We start from the raw sequence: 17,462 nt of genomic DNA, 5'->3' as shown, positions 1-17,462 counted from the left end.
CGTCAGCACGGTCGGGACAACGACCGTTACGCCACGTGGAATCCGGCGATGCGCCGGCCAATTCCACGTGACCTTTTGCCGTCGCGACAGGCTGATGGCAAGCCTCAATCGCGCCAGACGGCAAGTCTTTCACAGCACGGGAGACCAACCAGGCCCGCCGCTGCGGGCCGGCCTGGGAAGGACGCGCCGAAAAGACGCTCCACAATGGGCGCGGAGCGTCAGGCGTCTGCCGGGCAAGGGCCTAGCGGTTTTCGCGAGCGTTGATCACGCCCCCTTCGGGGACCCAGCGGTCGCCCTTGAACACCATCATCTGCAAGTCTTCGATCGGGAAATGGTCGGTCGGCGACGTGGTCATCTTGATGCCCTCATACAGCAGATCCGCCTTGTATCCCTTCATGCTGGTCGCGACTTTCATGACGTTCTCATGGGTGAGTTCGTCGCCCGCTTCCTTCAGCAGGTGCACGAGCGCACTGCTGATGGCGTAACCATAGGCATAAAGCGAATTGTTAAGATCGCCATCCGGCATGTATTTGGCCATGAACGCCTTGAAAGCCTTCATATCCGCGTCATTCACGAAGGCAGGATCAGTCGGATCCTTGATATAGGTCGCCGTGATGGCGCCCTGGGCGTTTTCAATCCCGGCCGGGATGATCACCGCGCCAACCTGGGCCGCGACATTGTTGAGGATGTGCACCGGACGCCACTTCATTTCGCCCAGTTTACGCGTTGCCTGCGCGGCGAACTTCGGCGTCGACAGGTTGAGGAACAGATCCGCGCCGGAGGCCTTCAGCTTCACCATCTGGGAATCGACCGTCGCATCCGACAGATCGTAATGCGCTTCAGCCACGATCATCGACGTCTTGTCGCCCAGACCGTCCTTCACGCCCTTGTAGATATCCTTGCCGTAGTCATCATTCTGCACCAGAACGCCGATTTTGGCATTGGGATAGCGCGTCTTGATCAGCTTGGCGTAGGCGCGCCCTTCCGAGTTGTAGGACGCATTGAACGGCATGGTCCACGGGAACTGGGCTGGATCATCGCCAAACCGCGTGCCGCCGGAAGCCAGGAGCAGGTGCGGCGTCTTCTTGGCATTCATGTATTTCATGATCGCCGTGTTCGATGGCGTGCCGACCGTGCCGAACAACGCCAGAATGCCGTCGCTCTCCACCAGCTTGCGCGTTTGCTCAACAGCCTTCGGCGGGCTGTAAGCATCGTCATAGCTCAGGAAGCGGATCTTGCGGCCATTCACGCCGCCCTGCTCGTTGATCATGTTGAAATAGGCCGCGGCGGTCTTGCCGACGACGCCATAGGCGGAAGCCGGGCCGCTATAGGGGACGAAATTGCCAACGACGATCTCCGTATCGCTGGCCCCCCGGCTATATTTCTTTTCGGCGTGAGCCGGGAAAACCGTCGCAAGACCCAGGACGGAAGCCAGACAAATGCCGGCCAACAAGGCGCGCCTGCCACTCTTCAAAGCATTTCTCCCCAAATTATTATGTCAACGACCATAGCATAGTCACCGCCAGCTCTCGCAAGCGCGAAATAAACCGGCGCATGGCCATGAACAGCCAGCCGCATCAACCGTCGCGCAGGACGTTTGATAAAAAAAGATAATTGATAACAATCGCCTGGCGCACGCGACTTTTAGGCGAGACTGGAGCGGCAGCAGACGCCCATCCCTCCGCGGTCCGGGGACCCGGTGGAAAACTGGCCGCGACGTCATCGGCAAACGTCATCGGCAAAAAATCTGCTGGATGACATCGGCTGAATGCCCCCGTCAGCAGCCTCTCGAAAGGCGGGCCGCGAAGTCGGTCTGTCTGGACGAAATCTCGCGCGAATCCTTTACGCGCCGCCAAATGCGCCATGCCGGCAGAAACACGCCGCCGCCGGCCTGCTTCCTCCATCCGCGACCTGCAAAGCTCAAACCGGCGTGACGCAGCCCCCTGCAAGCCATGCAGGCGCTGGCCGGCCTGACCGGAGCTGGATGCGCCAGGTCAATTGGGCTCCCGCCTCAAGCAACGCGCGTAAATACTTCCGGGCCCGAGTGAGGGGAACGGTTTCGCGGGGCATGCGTGAAATGTACGGCTGCCGGCAAGCACAACAACCCCGAAAACGCGCTCAATCTGCATCGATGCACGAGATCGATGCGCGAGGTCGCGTCGGCCGGGAGCCAAAAGACCGGTTGCCGGGAGGGGCTGTACAGGCGGGTGCAACCTAATTCCGAAGGAATATACAGCACGACGATCGCGCGATCGCAGACCTGCGCCCATGCTCACCAGGCGCGTCATGATCAGGCCGCGCGGCGGGCGCCGTGATCTTGCCCATCATGAACCGGCCTGCGAGCGGCCTCTTAAAGCACCTGATTTGCGAAAGGGATGTCCACCCATGCCGGCGCCAAGCGCCAGCCCGCGCCCTGCCTCAGTCCTGGACCAGATCCGCGGCTTCCACCGCAGAGGCGTCATTGCCAGTCGAAAGCGACGGCGCCTCCCGAACGCCTGACAAATACGCGTCGCCGCCCAACATGGGCAGCCGCGCGCGCGGGCGCGACCGCGGCAACGCGCCCAGCAACCGCTCGTCCAGCGTTTCGATAATTTCCGCCAGCTCAGGCTCAGCCACCTGCGCCGCCGCATTGTCCTGAGCATGCCAGACGCAATGACGCTGCCCCTGCTCCGGCCAGTCAGCCTCCTGGCCGCGAACCAGCAAAGGGTAGACCGTTACCGTGCATTGCTGCAGCTGCCCATTCTTGCGCCGTTTGACATATCCATAGACGCCCAATGGCTGCTCGCCCATGCGCCCGCGCAAACCGGCTTCCTCAAACGCTTCCTGCGCCGCTGCCTGCGGCGCGGTCCGGCGCTTCATGGGCCAGCCTTTCGGGATAACCCAACGCCCCGTCTCGCGCGAGGTGATCAGCATGATTTGCAGGGAACCATCGACCAGGCGACGATAAGGAAGAGCGGCGACCTGAGAACCTTCCGTACGCTTCAATCTCCCCTCCTTTCCCACGTCTGGCGCGCGAACCAGCGCCGCTCACGCCATAAACCCGCTGACCGGCCAGCAACCAATCAGACACAAATCACAACCTGACGCCCATCTCACAGATACCAGCCCAAACTGTGGCCGCTCGCCAACAAATATGAAAGCCGGAACGATGGCTGGGGAGAGGCCAAAAGCCGCCATCTGACCTGCGCCCGGCCCACCAGCGCAACGACGCGCCGGGCCTGCCACAAAAAATCGAATCGCATTCAAATAACGCACGTAAAATAGTAAAGTAACAAATATTTACAAGTAAAAATATGACAACGACGGCCCGGGCAATAATACAGCCGCGCCAATCGTTGCATCTGGCATGGTGCGATCGCGTCAGGCCTGCATGACGCCCGGACTTTTGCGCACCGCCGCGATAACCGCGTTCAGCGCATCCTCAGCTTCCTGCGCCTGGCGCAACCCCTGCCCCGCCATGGCGGGATCATCAACAGCCGCCATCAGTTTGCGATATGGCTCGACATTGCGCCCCATGCGCCGGGCGTGAAAGGCGTCGAGATACTCCTGTCCATACACTTCGGCAAGGTGCTCAAGCGCATCCTCAAGCGCCGCTTTCAGAACCAGCGTCTCAATTTTTGACTGGCCCGCGACGCCTGGCCTGACCGGGCCTCCTGTCAAAGGAGCAACGGCCGGCGCAACAGATGCGGCCGGCTCCCTGACCACGACCGGGGCAGTAGGCGCAGGGGCGCGCGTCTCCCCCAGCGCCCGACGATGCAAATACCAGGCGCCGCCAAGAATTGCGGCGAACGCAGCGCCAGTGACGAGAAGGGCGGAATCGCTCAGCATTTTCCCTTCCAGATCGACCGGAAAACACCGGCCAATGCGATTGCGACATAACTGTATTGAATATAGCGCAAGCCAGATCGCCATCAATCTCCCGGCGCGCATTGTTGACATCCGCGCCCCGGGCGGAAGAAACGCCGCCGCGCGATCGGCGCGCCCCTGCCGCCGGCCGCATCGCCAGACTGAATCACAGGGCCGCTTCGCCACGCCGCTTGCGGTTGCAGCGCCGGGCCGGGACGGCTACGAACGGGCCGAGGCTGGAGACTCTCACCTTAGGGGAGGCATCAGTTGCCAGACGTTATGAGCCGCTTCGTCATTGATCCGCCGCCGCAGGCAAGTATCGCCGTTGCCGGCATGTCTGACCGCTTTCCGGTGCGCCGCATCATCTGCGTTGGCCGCAACTATGCGGATCATGCCCGCGAGATGGGCAGCGACCCGGATCGTGAGCCCCCGTTTTTCTTCATGAAGCCAGCCGACGCGGTGACGGACGGCGGCGTCATTCCCTACCCGCCGCTCACCGGCAATCTGCATTACGAGGTTGAACTGGTGGCGGCCATTGGCGCGCCTGGCGACCATGTCGCCCCCAGCGAGGCGCTGGCGCTGGTTTACGGCTATGGCGTTGGCGTTGATCTGACCCGGCGCGACCTCCAGAACGCCGCGAAATCCGCCGGCCGGCCATGGGAATGGGGCAAGGCCTTCGACTTTTCCGCCCCGTGCGGCCCACTGTCCCCAGTCAGCGCCGGCGGCCGCGCAGCCCCGGACGCCCGGCTTGCCCTGACGGTCAATGGCCAGTTGCGGCAAACCGGCGTGATTGCGGACATGATCTGGTCCCTCCCCGAGATCATCGCCAATGTTTCCAGCGCCATGCGTCTGGCGCCTGGCGATCTCATCTTCACCGGCACCCCGGCGGGCGTGGGGCCCCTGTTGCCCGGCGACGTTGTGGCGGCGCGCATCGACGGTCTGCCGCCGCTCGATTTTTCCATTGCGCCCCGCGCCTGAACGGGACATGCAGGCGGCCATGGCAAACAGCGCGAAGCCCCCGTCGTCCCCTGCCGCCGGCGCGGTATCCCCCGCCCCTCCCGCCGAGGCGTTGCGGCAGGCGATGCGCCGCGTCGCCAGCAGCGTGGCGGTCGTCACCACCCGGCTGAATGGGGTCGATCACGGCATGACCGTCACGGCTTTCAGCTCCGTGTCGCTCGATCCGCCGATGGTGCTGGTGGTCATCAACACCACCGCCTCGCTGCACGATCCGCTGGTCCATGGCGATGGCTTTTGCCTGAACATCCTCGACGCCTCCCAGCAGGATATCGGCGAAGCATTCGCCAGGCGCGGAGCCGGCCACAGCCGCTTCGCCACCGGCCGCTGGTTCCGGCCGCACATCAACGGCCAGCCCGCGCCGGCGCTCGCGCTGGACGGCGCCCAGGCCTGGGTGCAGTGCACGGTCGACACCATCGTCACGGCCGGCACCCATTCAATCATCACCGGCCGCGCGCGCGCCGCCAGTTCAGCGGAGGCCGGCCAGCCGCTGCTCTATCTGGACGGGGCGTTCGGACGCCCGGCCTGGGGCGCGCCGGATCAATCCTGAACAGGCGCTGGGCCGATATGGCGCCCGGAACCCCGGCGCGGTACAACCCTGTTTCCAGAGTTTATGTGCGGCTGGCATGACCGTAACGGCGACCAGGCGCGCGGCGACAAGACACTGCCCGGGAGGTTCCCCTTGAGCGTCGACACAATTCATGGCGCGCGCGCGCGCCGCAACACCATTTCTGACGCCATTCGCCGCTCCGCCCTGCGCATGGGCGACGCGCCGGCGCTCACGTTTTCCGACAGGACCTGGAGCTTCCGTAGCCTGGATCAGGCCATCGACAGGGTCGCGGACCGCCTGCTCGGGCTTGGCCTGAAGCGCGGCGAGCGCGTTGGCGCCTACGGCCGCAATTCCGACGCCTATCTGATCCTGTTTCTCGCCTGCGCCCGCGCTGGCGTGGTGCATGTGCCGATCAATTACGCGCTCACCGAGACTGAGCTTGCCTATATCGTCGGGCAGGCCGGCGTCCGCACGCTGATCTATGACAGCTTCCTGGCCAGCAACGCGGAGAAGATGCGGGGCAGGCCCGGCCTCGACTTTATCGGCACGTTCGCTGACGGGGGCGACATCGACGTTCTGGCGCTGGCGACGGACAGCGCGGTCATCGATCCGGTCGACGTCGAGCAGGACGAAAACGACCTGGCGCAGATCACCTATACCTCCGGCACCACCGCCATGCCCAAGGGCGCGATGATGACCCATCGCGCCCAGATGTATGAATATTTCAGCTGCATCAACGATCTGGAGCTGTCGCGCGGCGACCGCTGGCTCGCCGCCCTGCCCCTGTATCACACGGCGCAAATGCACTGCTTCACAGTGCCGGCGCTGATGCTTGGCGCCTTCACCGTGCTGATCGAGACCCCGGTTCCCGAGCAGGTGCTGGAGTTGATCGAACGCCATCGCATCACCTCTTTCTTCGCCCCGCCCACCGTGTGGATCAGCCTGTTGCGCAACCCGGACTTCGCGACGCGCGATCTCGGCCAGCTCAGGAACGTCTATTATGGCGCCTCGATCATGCCGGTGCCGGTGCTGCAGGAACTGCGCCAGCGCCTCAACGGCGCCCGCGCCTTCAACTGCTATGGCCAGAGCGAGATCGGCCCGCTGGCGACCGTGCTGCGGCCCGAGGAGCATGACGCCCGCCCGGCATCCGCCGGCCGGCCGGTGCTGAACGTCCAGACCCGCGTCGTCGACGAGAACATGAACGACGTGGCGCCTGGCGTTCAGGGGGAGATTGTCCACCGCTCGCCGCAGCTGCTGCTGGGCTATTGGGACAAGCCGGAGGAGACGGCGGAAGCCTTCGAAGGCGGCTGGTTCCACTCCGGCGACATCGGCGTGCTGGACGAGGAAGGCTACCTCTACGTGGTCGATCGCGTGAAGGACATCATCAAGTCCGGCGGCTCCATGGTGGCGAGCCGCGAGGTCGAGGAAGTGCTGTTCACCCACCCGAGCGTCTCGGAAGTGGCGGTGATTGGCCTGCCAGATCCGAAATGGATCGAGGCGGTGACGGCGGTGGTGGTGCTGCGCGACGGCCAGGCCGGCGACGAGCAGGCCCTGATCGCCCACGCCCGCGAGAAGCTCGCCCCGTTCAAGGTGCCGAAGCGCGTGGTCTTCGTCGACAATTTGCCGCGCAATACCGCCGGCAAGCTGCTGAAGCGCGAACTGCGCGTGACGATGGCCGACTGACCAGATGGCGGGCTGATTCAGTTTCGCAGGGCAACCAGGGGGCAGGACCCGCTTCCGCCCCAGCAGCCCCCTGTCGCAGCCCTGACGCGAACATGACAATGGCCGGGTTATCCCGGCCATTTTTGTTTCCGGCTGACCCTCAGTCCAGCGGATGGATCAGGCGCGAACTCACGGCGATCCGGTTCCAGACGTTGATGGTCCCAATGGCCACGGTCAGGCGCGCCAGATCCTCGTCGGAAAACACGCCGCGCGCCTGGTCGTATACCGCATCCGGAACGCCGGTCTGCGCAACAAGCGTAACGCTTTCCGTCCATTCCAGCGCCGCCCGCTCCCTGGCGTCGAACAGCGGCGATTCCCGCCAGACGGAGACCAGATGCAGTTTCCGGTCCGGCAGCCCGGCGGCGAGCGCCTCCTTCACATGCATGTCGACGCAATAGGCGCAGCCATTGAGCTGCGAGGCCCTGATCTTGATCAGGTGCAACAGGTCCCTGTCGAACCCCGAGTTCAGGACCGCGACCTCAAGCCCATAGACGGCCTTGTAAAGCGCCGGAGCCGCCGTGGCGATGTTCATCCGTTGCTGCATGTTCCGCTCCTTTCAGGGATCGCGCCAGACGCCATGCCCGACGCCGCGTCAGGGATGGCGCGTCCGCCGCGTTAATCGTCGATATTTTGTATCCATGATAAAAACAGGCTATAATATCCCTGTCAAGCGCGGGGAGGATCTCTGGTGCGACGGTTGGGAGACGGAGTTGAAGCGGCCATGCATTGCGCCCTGGTGCTGGGAGCGCTGCCGGACGGCGCGGTGATGTCGGGGCGAGACCTGGCCGTGCTGTACGATCTGTCCGAAAGCTATTTGCTGAAACATCTTCGCGCGCTGACCGCCGCCGGCGTCACCGAGGCGACCCCAGGGCCGCGCGGCGGCTACCGGCTGGCCCGCAAACCGGCCGACATCACCATGCTGGATGTGGTGGAGGCCATTGATGGCCCCGGCCCGGCGTTCGTGTGCAAGGAGGTCCGGCAATGTGGGCCGGTCGCCAGCAAGGAGCCCTGCAATTACAAAAAGAGCTGCCTGATCAAGGTGCGCATGCTGCAGGCCGAGAAGCTCTGGCGCGACTCCCTGCGCGGCCAGACCCTGGCTGACCTGGCCCGGGACTCCGCGCCCATGATCGACGACGCCACCAAGCGCGCCTTCGCCGCTTATGTGGAGGCCGCGAAACGGTAGGCGAAAGACGCCGGCACCAACCGTTTCAGAACAAGGGCCTGAAACAATATCCGCTCCAGGCGGCGCGTGTTTATCCTGCCCTCATGGCATGGCGCGCGTTCCGGATGCCAGCCACACGGCATTTGCCGGGCGAACCGCGAACCCCGCTCACGCCCGCCTCCCATGACAACGGCAGCCGAAGCCTATCCGCCGCAACGGCTGGAGCGCGCCAGATCCGGCGCGAACACTGCCATCGGCGCAGACAAAAGCCCCAACGGTTGATCCGTCGGGGCCGTTTGCATCACAGGCTGGAACGTCGCGCGTTCTGGAATGTCACGCGTTCTGGAATGTCACGCGTTCCTGGGCCTCAGATCACTTCTTCCACTCAGCGACGACGTCGGCCAGCTTCGCGGCGCCCACCGGGCGCACGTTGGAGGGCGTCGCCGAGAAGCGCGGGGCCGGAGCCGGCTGCACGACGCCGCCGACTTCCACGAACGTCTGGCGCGCCTTGAGGTGCGGATGCTCGATCGCTTCCGACATGGTCAGCACCGGGCCATAGCAGATGTCGGTGCCTTCCATGATGGCGTTCCACTCGGCGCGGGTCTTTGTCTTGAACACCGCGGCGATTTTGGCCTTCTGCTCGGCCCATTTCGACTGGTCCTGCTGGGCGTCGAACACCTGTTCGGACAGGCCGGCCTTCTCGCGCAGCAGCGCGTAGAACTGCGGCTCGATCGAACCGATCGAGACATACTCGCCGTCGCTGGTCTCGTAGGCTCCGTAGAACGGCGCGCCGCCATCGAGGAAGTTGGACTCGCGCTCTTCCTTCCACATCTTCTGGGCGCGGAATTCGTAGAACATGCTCATCAGCGACACGGCGCCGTCGCACATGGCGGTGTCGACCACCTGGCCCTTGCCGGTGGCGCGGGCGTTGATGACAGCGGCGAGAACGCCGACCACCAGATACAGGGCGCCGCCGCCGAAATCGCCGACCAGGTTGAGCGGGGGCACCGGGCGGCCATCCTTCGGGCCGATGGCGGCCAGGGCGCCGGTGATCGCGATATAGTTGAGGTCATGGCCGGCGGCCTGGGCCAGCGGGCCTTCCTGACCCCAGCCGGTCATACGGCCGTAGACCAGCTTCGGGTTGCGCGCCAGCACAACGTCCGGCCCGAGACCCAGACGCTCCATGACGCCTGGACGGAAGCCTTCGATCAGCGCATCGGCGCTGTCCAGCAGCTCCAGGACGCCCTCGATGCTCTCGGCGTTCTTCAGATCGACGTCGACGACGCGGCGGCCGCGGGCGCTGAACTTCTGGGCGGTGAACTTCGAGCCCACGCGGTCGAGACGGATCACGTCCGCGCCCATGTCGCCGAACATGCCGGCGGCGAACGGACCCGGACCAATGCCGGCGAACTCAACGATGCGGACACCCTTGAGCGGGCCAGTTGCTTCAGTCGTCATGCTGTTCTCCTGAGGTATTTGCCGGGTCACGCACCGCGCCAGAACTGGCCAGCTTCAGCGGACCCACTTTGGATTGTTGATCTGCAGGGCGCCTTCGCAGGTCTCGCGCAGGTGCTGCGCCAGCCCCTCCGTGCGCCAGTCGAGCACGCCCTCGCGGATCGCGTCGGACAACGCCAGTTCCATCGCCTCGCGGCTGTCGCCGGCAACGAACTGCTTCAGGCGCCCGGCCTCCGCAGCGTCAAGATCCTTGCCGAGCAGCAACTCGCGCTCGACCATCGCCAGCACGTTAGCGGCGACCCTGACATTGAACCAGCGCGCGCCAGTGGACTCGGGCAGGATTTCCCGCTCGAGAAACTCACGCACGACAGCCACCAGATCGGAAGATTGCGGCAGACTGGACGGCATCTCAGCCCCTCCGTGTCAGATACTGGTAGAAATCATACAGCGGCTCTTCCATGCGGCGGCCGATGGCGAAAGCCTCAACCGTGCGCTCGGAGGCGTCGCGCTTGTGCGCCTGGCCCTTCAGCAGGCACATCACCGCCCATTTCACCGAGCCCCAGGCTTCCCAGAACTCCAGATGGGCCGGATCAACCTTGCGCCCGCTGGCGGCCTCGTAGCCGGCCACCAGATCCTCGCGCGTTCCCACGCCGCCGACCGGGTGCTTGCCGCCGAAGCGCCAGGTGTTGGTGCACAGCCAGCCAAGATCGGCGATGGGATCGCCGACGCAGGCCAGCTCCCAGTCGAGCACGGCGCGAATGCCTTCCGGGCCACAGATGATATTGCCCATGCGGAAGTCGCCATGGACCACTGAATCAGGAACGCCGCGCGGCAGGTTGGCCTCGGCCCAGGCGAAGGCGACGTCCAGCGCCGGAATCGGATAGCCGAAGCCGTGATAGATCTGCTTGTACTTCGCCACCTGCACTTCCGCCCCAAAGGACACGAGGAATGGCAGGCTGGCTGGATCGATGCGGTGCAGTTTGCCGACCGCCTCCCCGCACTGATACGCAAACTTGCCGCGCAACTCCGCGTATTCCGGCTCGCGCAGCAGCTTGCGGGCAATGGTTTCGCCAGGCACGAAATCGGTGATGTGGCCCGCGCCAAGGCCATCGCCGGCATCGAAGGCGACGCGCACCGGCGGCGTGGGCACGCCGGCGGACATGCCGGCCAGCATGAGCAGGGTTTCATTGCGGCCAGCGACGCGCGGCATGCCGGCGCGCGGATGGTCGCTGTCCACGGAAGGCAATTCACCGACCATCTGCAGGATGTAGTCGCGCCTGTCGCCATCGACGACAGACGAGAATGCCCAGGTCTGTTTGGTTGCGCCGCCAGTCAGGCGACGCAACTCAAGGATTTCGCCGGCGCCGCCGATACGGCGGGCGACAACGCGCCCAAGCCGTTCAGCGAGCTCCGCCTGCGAAAAAGGCGCGTTGGAGGTCATGAGACGTTGCTACCGTTTCACTTGTTGGTCGGGCGACGGGCGTCGGCCTCGATCTTGGTGAATTCCGCCTTCCTCGGGCCCATGTAGCCGAACAGGTAGCCGGCGACCTTGCGCATCTGGATCTCTTCCGAACCCTCGGTGATGCGGTAGCGGCGGTGGTGGCGGTAGATGTGCTCGAACGGCTTGTGGCGGGAGTAACCCATGCCGCCGTGCACCTGCATGGCGCGGTCAGCGGCTTCGCAGCACAGGCGGTTGGCCCAGTAGTTGCACATGGAGACCTTGTCCGAGAGCACCTTGGCCACTTCCGGCTTCGGCATCTGGTCCATTTCCCACGCGGTCTTGCGGATCAGCTGGCGCAGGCCTTCAGCCTGGGTGGCCAGTTCCACCAGCGGGAACTGGATGGCCTGGTTGGTGGAGAGCGCTTCGCCGAACGGCTGGCGCTGGCGGGCGTATTTGACGCTCTCGTTGATGCAGTAGACAGCCGCGCCGAGCGATGACGCCGCCTGGCGGATGCGGTTTTCGTGCACGAAGTGCTGGGCAAGGGCGAGGCCGCCGCCCACCGGGCCAAGAATGGCGCTCTCCGGCACCCAGACATTGCGGATCGTCATGCGCGGATGATCCGTCGGCATGTTGAACGTCCACATGTACTCGTCGATGGTGATGCCCGGATCGTTGGCCGGAACCAGGAAGGCGGTGATGCCGGAGGCGTCGCCATCCTTGCCGTGGCTGCGGGCGAACATCATGCAGTGGGTCGCCACATGCATGCCGGTGATCCACATCTTTTCGCCGTCGATGCGCCAGCCGGCGACGCCGTCGCGGGTTTCGGCAACCGCATGCGTTTCCATGTGGGTGGCGTCAGAGCCGTGGTGACGGTCGGTCAGGCCGAAGGTGATGCGGGCGCGGCCGTCGAGCAGCTTGGGAATCAGGTCCTGCTTCTGCTCATGGGTGCCAAAGTCGCGCAGGATCAGCACGATCGGCTGGTTGCCGACGATGGAGTGCTCGTTCTGCAGGTCGTTGTGCAGGCCCAGGCCCTTGGAGGCGAAGTGCTCGCGAATGATCGCCATGCCGAGGTTGGTGCCGTCCTGACCGCCGAACTCCTTCGGCAGGGCGTAACGGAAGTGGCCAGCCTTGTCGGCCAGACGCTTGACGCGGGTCAGCAGCTCTTCCCACTCATGGCGCGGCAGGCCCTGGTTCTCGAAATCGGTGCGGGCATACTCGCGACGATGATCGAAGAAGCGAATGTTGTCGTCGGAGTTCTCGATCGGCTTGATCTCGTCCTCGATGAACTTGTCGAGCACGTCCAGATACGCCTTGATGTCGGCCGGAATGTTGAAATCCATACCTTTTTCCTCCTCAGGCGACGCAAGCGTTGCGCCGCCTTCCTCCCATGCGCCCGAGCGGGCGCTCATATGGCCACAGATCTGGCCCCTTGCCCCAGCGCCATGAAAGGCGCAGCGCCAGGAGGCCGCCGTCGCATTTTTTTGCCCTGGCCGAAGGATGATGCCGGCGGAGCTTGACAACATTGACCAAACGATCGTTAGAATTTCAAGTGTGTATATGCAAGGAACTGCGAATGCCGGGCGGCGGGCTGTGAACAGACCGCCGGCGTCGTTTTGCGTTTCTGGCGTGCTGCCGCCTGCCCTTCCGTGGGGCCTGGCCGCATGGCGCCCCCGGGGCGCCTTGACGTGCGGTCCGCGCGGCAACAAATCCTGACCCAGCGGCGTCGGCCGTATGGCGCAGACAAGGGCCAGACAGGTCCGTGGGAGTGAGAAAATGGCAGAAGCTTATATCGTTGCAGCGGCGCGCGTGGCCGGCGGTCGCAAGGCTGGTCGTCTGAAGGACTGGCATCCGGTGGATCTGGGCTCGGAAGTCATCAACGCCCTCCTCGACCGCACCGGCATTGATCCGAGCCGCGTCGACGACGTGATCTGGGGCTGCGTCGGCCAGGCTGGCGAACAGGCCACCAACGTCGCCCGCAACACCGTTTCGGCCTCGCGCCTTCCGGAAAGCGTTCCGGCCACCTCGGTTGACCGTCAGTGCGGCTCTTCGCAGCAGGCCCTGCACTTCGCCGCCCAGGCGGTGATGTCCGGCACCCAGGACATGGTTATCGCCGGCGGCGTTGAGTCGATGTCGCGCGTGCCGATGGGTCTTCCGGCGATCCTGCCGATGAAGAACGGCTTCGGCATCTACAAGAGCCCGCGCATGGAAGCCCGCTATCCGGGCGTGCAGTTCAGCCAGTTCGCCGGCGCCGAAGCCATCGCCATCAAGCACGGCCTGACCAAGGACGCCATGGACGAATTTGGCTACAACTCGCAGCTCAAGGCGATCCGCGCCGCCAAGGAAGGCGCCTTCAAGAAAGAAATCGTTCCGGTCGAAGTCACCCTCGATGACGGTTCGAAGATCGTGCACGAAATCGACGAGGGCATCCGCTACGACGTCACGCTCGATGGCGTGAAGGGCGTGAAGCTGCTCCAGGAAGGCGGCCGCATCACCGCCGCCACGTCCAGCCAGATCTGCGACGGCGCAGCCGCCCTGCTGGTGGTCAACGAAAAGGCGCTCAAAGAGCATAACCTGACCCCGATCGCCCGCGTGCACCACCTCACCGTGGTTGGCGGCGACCCGGTCATCATGCTCGAGGCCCCGATCGAAGCGACCCGCGTCGCCCTGAAGAAGGCCGGCATGTCGATCAACGACATCGACCTGTACGAAGTGAACGAAGCCTTCGCTTCCGTGCCGATGGCGTGGCTGAAGGAGCTTGGCGCCGATCCGGAGCGTCTGAACGTCAATGGCGGCGCCATCGCCCTCGGCCACCCGCTCGGCGGCTCGGGCGCCAAGCTGATGACCACGCTGCTGCACGCCCTGCAGGCGCGCGGCAAGCGCTACGGCCTCCAGACCATGTGTGAAGGCGGCGGTCTCGCCAACGTCACCATCGTCGAGCGCCTCTGACTACACCCATCCTTCGCGGATGGAGCGGGACGCCGGAACTATCCGGCGTCCTTTATTTTTTTCATACACTTGTCATGAAATTTTTATCCAGAACATGACAACATCCCGCCAACCGGCCTTCCAGGTCCATTGAAGTCACCCAGCCCCACGGGATGTCAGGATTCAGATTAAATTTCTCCAATAATAATTTGTTTTATATATATAATGTGAATTGTTCGTCGACCTTTCCCTGGCAACCTCTCACGCCAGGAGCTCTGCCGCCGACTTGACCTGAACCCGTTCCATCGCGCCAATGGCACACCCATAAAAAAATCGGGAGGAAACCAGCCATGTCGCCGACGCCAGCCGCCAATCGCCAGATTCTGTTGCTTGAGAAGCCGACAGGAAAGCTGGCCCCCCACCATTTCGGGCTGGTCGACGGCAAGGTCCCCAGTCCGGAAAACGGCGAGGTGCTGCTGCGCGTGCTGATCGTCTCGCTCGATGCGGCGAACCGGGCGTGGATGCAGGCGGCCACCTATCGCTCCGAGTTGGGCGCGGGCGCGGTCATGGCCGGCGGCGCGCTGGCGGAGGTGGTCGAATCGCGTGCTGACGGCTTCAAGCCTGGCGACCTGGTTTTCGCTGACACCGGCTGGCAGGAATACGCCGCCGTTCCAGCCAGCGGCCTGACCCGGCTGGAGCGCTCGGGACCGCTCAGCCATCTCATCAGCCTCTACACAATCCCCGGCCTCACTGCGTATTTCGGCCTGCTCAGGGTCGGTCAGCCGAAGCCCGGCGAAACCGTGGTTGTCTCCGCCGCCGCCGGCTCCGTGGGTTCGCTTGTGGGCCAGATCGCGAAAATCCACGGTTGCCGGGTTGTTGGCGTCGCCGGCGGCGCTGAAAAATGCGACTGGCTGGTTCGTGAACTCGGCTTCGATGCCGCGGTCGACTACAAGGCTGGCGACTTCCACAAGGCGCTCAAGGCCGCGACCCCGGATGGCGTCGACGTCTATTTCGATAATGTCGGCGGCGATGTGCTGGAGGCCATGCTGTTCCGCATGAACGAGCGCGGCCGCATCGCCTGCTGCGGCGCGGTCTCCCAGTACGACACGGCCTCGCCACGCGGCGTGCGCGGGGTGCCGGGCCTGATTGTCGTCCGCCGCCTGCGCATGGAAGGCTTCATTGTCCATGACTTCTACGACGACGCGCCCGCCGCCCTCGCCGATCTGCGCGCCTGGGCCGCGTCAGGCCAGCTCAAGGTCCAGGAAGACATCATTGACGGTCTGGAAAACCTCCCGGCAGCGCTGATCGGCCTTCTGGCCGGCGAGAATCGCGGCAAGCGCATGGTCCGGGTGGTCACTGACCGGGAATGAGCATGACGCCCAGGCGCGCCATTGGGCCTTGGGCGGCCGCCCAGGCGCCGCCGGGGCGGCCCTTAACTTTGGGGATATGGGGCAAAACATCGGCCCGCGCGCCAGATTTTTCTCCCTGACCTCCGTGTTGACGCATTTTCCTTCAGGAACATGATATCCACGTATCGGGTAAGATGTTCCAGGAAGGCTCATGCGCCGACGCAGCGTTCTGATTCTGACAGCCGTCGGCCTGGCGGCCATTGGCGTCGGCATGGCGCCATGGACCCTGGCCGACGATCATGCCACCCGGCAGATCAGCAAGCATGTGAATGCGCTCACAGGCCTCGGGCTCGATGTCCGGGGTCCGGTCACCCTCGCGATTCTTCCGGCGCCGCGGATCAAGTTTGAAGATATCGTCCTGGCGACAGCAGACGGAGCGACGCGCGTGACGGCGCGGCAGCTGCGCGGGCAGTTGCAACTGGCGCCGCTGCTCTCCGGACGTTTCGTGCTGGCGGATGCAACGCTGGTCGATCCGGCGGTCCGCGCGGGCGCCGGGTCTGTTTCCGGAGAGAATATCTGGACAGGCGCGCTGGCTGCGCTCGCCAGCGCCTATCGTCGCGCCAGCGGCGGCGCCCCGCACCTCAACCGTCTGACGGTGATCGGCGGCGCGTTGACGGAAGCGGACGCAAAGCGGCCGCAGGCTGAGAATATCAACGCCACGCTTGCCTGGACCTCGCCCGAGGCCCCCCTGTCATTGTCCGGCAACGCCGTCTTCAACGGCCAGGCGGTGCAGTTCAGCCTGGGCGGCCTCGCGCCGCGCGCCATCGCCAGCGGCGGCGACACCGACCTCACCGCCCGGCTTGCCAGCGAGTCCCTCAACATTGAACTGCGCGGCGCCCTAACCGATGGCGGCCGCCGCTTTGACGGCAAAACCCGGATCGCCGCCGACAGTCTCTCCCGGGTGAATGACTGGCTGGACCTGCGCCTGCCGCTGACCGGCGCCGCCACAACCCTGTCGATCGACGCCACCTGCAGCCTGACCTCCAGGGGAGTGGCCCTGACCTCGGCGGCCCTGAACATCAATGACAATGCCCTTGAGGGAGCGCTCAGCCTGCGCGGCGGCGCAAACGGGTTGAGCCTCAGCGGCACGCTGGCGACCGATGACCTGGATGTGGGAGCCGCCCCGGAATTCTCCCGGCAGCTTGGCGTCGCCATGATGTCGCCGGATCGCTGGCGCGCATGGGATATTGACCTCAGACTTTCAGCCGGACGGCTGCAACTCCCCGATAAAATTGCCGCCCGGAATGTCGCCGCCAGCATGCTCCTGCGCAACGGCAGGCTGGAGGCCGTCCTCGGCATCGCGGAGGCTTTTGACGGTCGCCTGAAGGGGCGCATGACCATCGTCCCCGCCAGTGGGAACGGGGTGGAGATCCGCGCCCAGGCGTCAGGGGATGGCATTTCCGCCAGCCAGCTTTCCACCCTCGTCGCCGGGACAGAGCGCATCGCCGGCAACGTATCCGGCGCCTTCATGCTGGAAACCCGTGGCGTCACGGCGACGGAACTGCGGCAGAGGATGGATGGCCGCGGCCACCTGCAGATGGGCGAAGGCGAATTGACCGGCATCAGCCTCACAGGTCTGGCCGACCTGAAAAAACGCTCCGCCGAACTGGCCGGGTTGCGCGGCAGAACCAAATTCTCCAGCCTGAGGGTCAACTGGATGCTGAACGGCGGCCGCGTCCTCATTGACGAAGCCCTCATTCAGGGAAGCCTCGCAAGCCTCCGCCTTACGGGCTCCCTGGACGCCAATGGCATTCTGGCGCTGGCTGGCTCCATCCCTTCCGGGACGGGGGCTGAAACCGCGCAGTTCCAGATCACGGGTCCCTGGAAGACGCCAACGATCGCCCCGCTTCCCCCAGCCGCCCCCAAACCGGACAACGCCTCCCCCTGAACGGCGCCGGACCTGAACAGCACACTCACCTGAACAACGCACCGTCAGGC

The 17,462-nt window shown here is 64.7% G+C and carries 15 protein-coding genes; 7 read left to right on the top strand and 8 right to left on the bottom strand.

Translation table 11 applies throughout. From position 1 onward, the window contains the following. Positions 1 to 241: 241 nt before the first annotated feature. From ACERNI_RS01275 to ACERNI_RS01265, 3 genes are all read right to left on the bottom strand, one after another. Complete coding sequence (locus ACERNI_RS01275; RefSeq protein WP_448831454.1) at positions 242 to 1,450, bottom strand: ABC transporter substrate-binding protein; 1,209 nt, start codon at positions 1,448 to 1,450, stop codon at positions 242 to 244. A gap of 968 nt (positions 1,451 to 2,418) precedes the next feature. After that, positions 2,419 to 2,985, bottom strand: a complete 567-nt coding sequence (locus ACERNI_RS01270) for an NUDIX hydrolase (protein WP_448831453.1) — start codon at positions 2,983 to 2,985, stop codon at positions 2,419 to 2,421. Positions 2,986 to 3,360: 375 nt separating this feature from the next. Then, complete coding sequence (locus ACERNI_RS01265; RefSeq protein WP_448831452.1) at positions 3,361 to 3,828, bottom strand: hypothetical protein; 468 nt, start codon at positions 3,826 to 3,828, stop codon at positions 3,361 to 3,363. Between the two features lie 297 nt (positions 3,829 to 4,125). Here ACERNI_RS01265 and ACERNI_RS01260 point away from each other — a divergent pair, with 297 nt between their 5' ends. The 3 genes from ACERNI_RS01260 to ACERNI_RS01250 all read left to right on the top strand — a co-directional run bounded on the left by ACERNI_RS01260 (position 4,126) and on the right by ACERNI_RS01250 (position 7,093). Next, positions 4,126 to 4,824: a fumarylacetoacetate hydrolase family protein gene (locus tag ACERNI_RS01260; protein WP_448831792.1), complete on the top strand. Its 699-nt coding sequence runs from the start codon at positions 4,126 to 4,128 to the stop codon at positions 4,822 to 4,824. 19 nt (positions 4,825 to 4,843) lie between these two features. After that, a complete protein-coding gene (locus ACERNI_RS01255; RefSeq protein WP_448831451.1) occupies positions 4,844 to 5,410 on the top strand; it encodes a flavin reductase family protein in 567 nt (188 codons plus the stop codon). 132 nt (positions 5,411 to 5,542) lie between these two features. Continuing rightward, complete coding sequence (locus ACERNI_RS01250; protein ID WP_448831450.1) at positions 5,543 to 7,093, top strand: acyl-CoA synthetase; 1,551 nt, start codon at positions 5,543 to 5,545, stop codon at positions 7,091 to 7,093. A gap of 139 nt (positions 7,094 to 7,232) precedes the next feature. Here the strand turns inward: ACERNI_RS01250 and ACERNI_RS01245 are convergent, their stop codons facing one another. Beyond that, entirely contained in the window at positions 7,233 to 7,676 is a 444-nt protein-coding gene (locus ACERNI_RS01245; protein WP_448831449.1) for a carboxymuconolactone decarboxylase family protein, read from the bottom strand. A gap of 144 nt (positions 7,677 to 7,820) precedes the next feature. On the opposite strand from ACERNI_RS01245, the gene ACERNI_RS01240 reads away from it, so the two are divergent. Continuing rightward, entirely contained in the window at positions 7,821 to 8,315 is a 495-nt protein-coding gene (locus ACERNI_RS01240) for an RrF2 family transcriptional regulator (protein ID WP_448831448.1), read from the top strand. Positions 8,316 to 8,666: 351 nt separating this feature from the next. On the opposite strand, the gene ACERNI_RS01235 is transcribed toward ACERNI_RS01240, so the two are convergent. From ACERNI_RS01235 to ACERNI_RS01220, 4 genes are read right to left on the bottom strand one after another with little or no spacing between them, the layout of a single operon-like run. Continuing rightward, the gene (locus ACERNI_RS01235) at positions 8,667 to 9,752 is read right to left on the bottom strand and encodes a CaiB/BaiF CoA transferase family protein (RefSeq protein WP_448831447.1); all 1,086 of its coding nucleotides are present in this window, start codon (positions 9,750 to 9,752) and stop codon (positions 8,667 to 8,669) included. A gap of 54 nt (positions 9,753 to 9,806) precedes the next feature. Next, a complete protein-coding gene (locus tag ACERNI_RS01230; RefSeq protein WP_448831446.1) occupies positions 9,807 to 10,157 on the bottom strand; it encodes a DUF6285 domain-containing protein in 351 nt (116 codons plus the stop codon). A gap of 1 nt (position 10,158) precedes the next feature. Next, positions 10,159 to 11,190 carry a phosphotransferase family protein gene (locus tag ACERNI_RS01225; protein WP_448831445.1) on the bottom strand — a complete coding sequence of 344 codons (1,032 nt, stop codon included), beginning with the start codon at positions 11,188 to 11,190 and terminating at the stop codon, positions 10,159 to 10,161. Positions 11,191 to 11,207: 17 nt separating this feature from the next. Continuing rightward, the gene (locus tag ACERNI_RS01220) at positions 11,208 to 12,530 is read right to left on the bottom strand and encodes an acyl-CoA dehydrogenase family protein (RefSeq protein ID WP_448831444.1); all 1,323 of its coding nucleotides are present in this window, start codon (positions 12,528 to 12,530) and stop codon (positions 11,208 to 11,210) included. Between the two features lie 433 nt (positions 12,531 to 12,963). Between ACERNI_RS01220 and ACERNI_RS01215 the strand changes: the two genes are divergently transcribed. The 3 genes from ACERNI_RS01215 (at position 12,964) to ACERNI_RS01205 (ending at position 17,412) form a co-directional block, all read left to right on the top strand. Beyond that, the gene (locus ACERNI_RS01215) at positions 12,964 to 14,136 is read left to right on the top strand and encodes an acetyl-CoA C-acetyltransferase (RefSeq protein WP_448831443.1); all 1,173 of its coding nucleotides are present in this window, start codon (positions 12,964 to 12,966) and stop codon (positions 14,134 to 14,136) included. A 329-nt stretch (positions 14,137 to 14,465) separates the two neighbouring features. Further along, positions 14,466 to 15,485 carry an NADP-dependent oxidoreductase gene (locus ACERNI_RS01210; RefSeq protein WP_448831442.1) on the top strand — a complete coding sequence of 340 codons (1,020 nt, stop codon included), beginning with the start codon at positions 14,466 to 14,468 and terminating at the stop codon, positions 15,483 to 15,485. Between the two features lie 190 nt (positions 15,486 to 15,675). Further along, entirely contained in the window at positions 15,676 to 17,412 is a 1,737-nt protein-coding gene (locus tag ACERNI_RS01205) for an AsmA family protein (RefSeq protein WP_448831441.1), read from the top strand. Positions 17,413 to 17,462 lie beyond the last annotated feature (50 nt).

This window comes from Camelimonas sp. ID_303_24, assembly GCF_053543495.1.
Note: the sequence above shows the minus strand (reverse complement) of the source record. Positions and strands in the feature narration are given on the sequence as shown.

Coding starts and splice junctions, on each gene's coding strand:
- ACERNI_RS01265 (WP_448831452.1), bottom strand. CDS start 3,828: ATGCTGAGCGATTCCGCCCTTCTCGTCACTGGCGCTGCGTTCGCCGCA.
- ACERNI_RS01260 (WP_448831792.1), top strand. CDS start 4,126: ATGAGCCGCTTCGTCATTGATCCGCCGCCGCAGGCAAGTATCGCCGTT.
- ACERNI_RS01255 (WP_448831451.1), top strand. CDS start 4,844: ATGGCAAACAGCGCGAAGCCCCCGTCGTCCCCTGCCGCCGGCGCGGTA.
- ACERNI_RS01245 (WP_448831449.1), bottom strand. CDS start 7,676: ATGCAGCAACGGATGAACATCGCCACGGCGGCTCCGGCGCTTTACAAG.
- ACERNI_RS01235 (WP_448831447.1), bottom strand. CDS start 9,752: ATGACGACTGAAGCAACTGGCCCGCTCAAGGGTGTCCGCATCGTTGAG.
- ACERNI_RS01230 (WP_448831446.1), bottom strand. CDS start 10,157: ATGCCGTCCAGTCTGCCGCAATCTTCCGATCTGGTGGCTGTCGTGCGT.
- ACERNI_RS01225 (WP_448831445.1), bottom strand. CDS start 11,190: ATGACCTCCAACGCGCCTTTTTCGCAGGCGGAGCTCGCTGAACGGCTT.
- ACERNI_RS01220 (WP_448831444.1), bottom strand. CDS start 12,530: ATGGATTTCAACATTCCGGCCGACATCAAGGCGTATCTGGACGTGCTC.
- ACERNI_RS01215 (WP_448831443.1), top strand. CDS start 12,964: ATGGCAGAAGCTTATATCGTTGCAGCGGCGCGCGTGGCCGGCGGTCGC.
- ACERNI_RS01210 (WP_448831442.1), top strand. CDS start 14,466: ATGTCGCCGACGCCAGCCGCCAATCGCCAGATTCTGTTGCTTGAGAAG.
- ACERNI_RS01205 (WP_448831441.1), top strand. CDS start 15,676: ATGCGCCGACGCAGCGTTCTGATTCTGACAGCCGTCGGCCTGGCGGCC.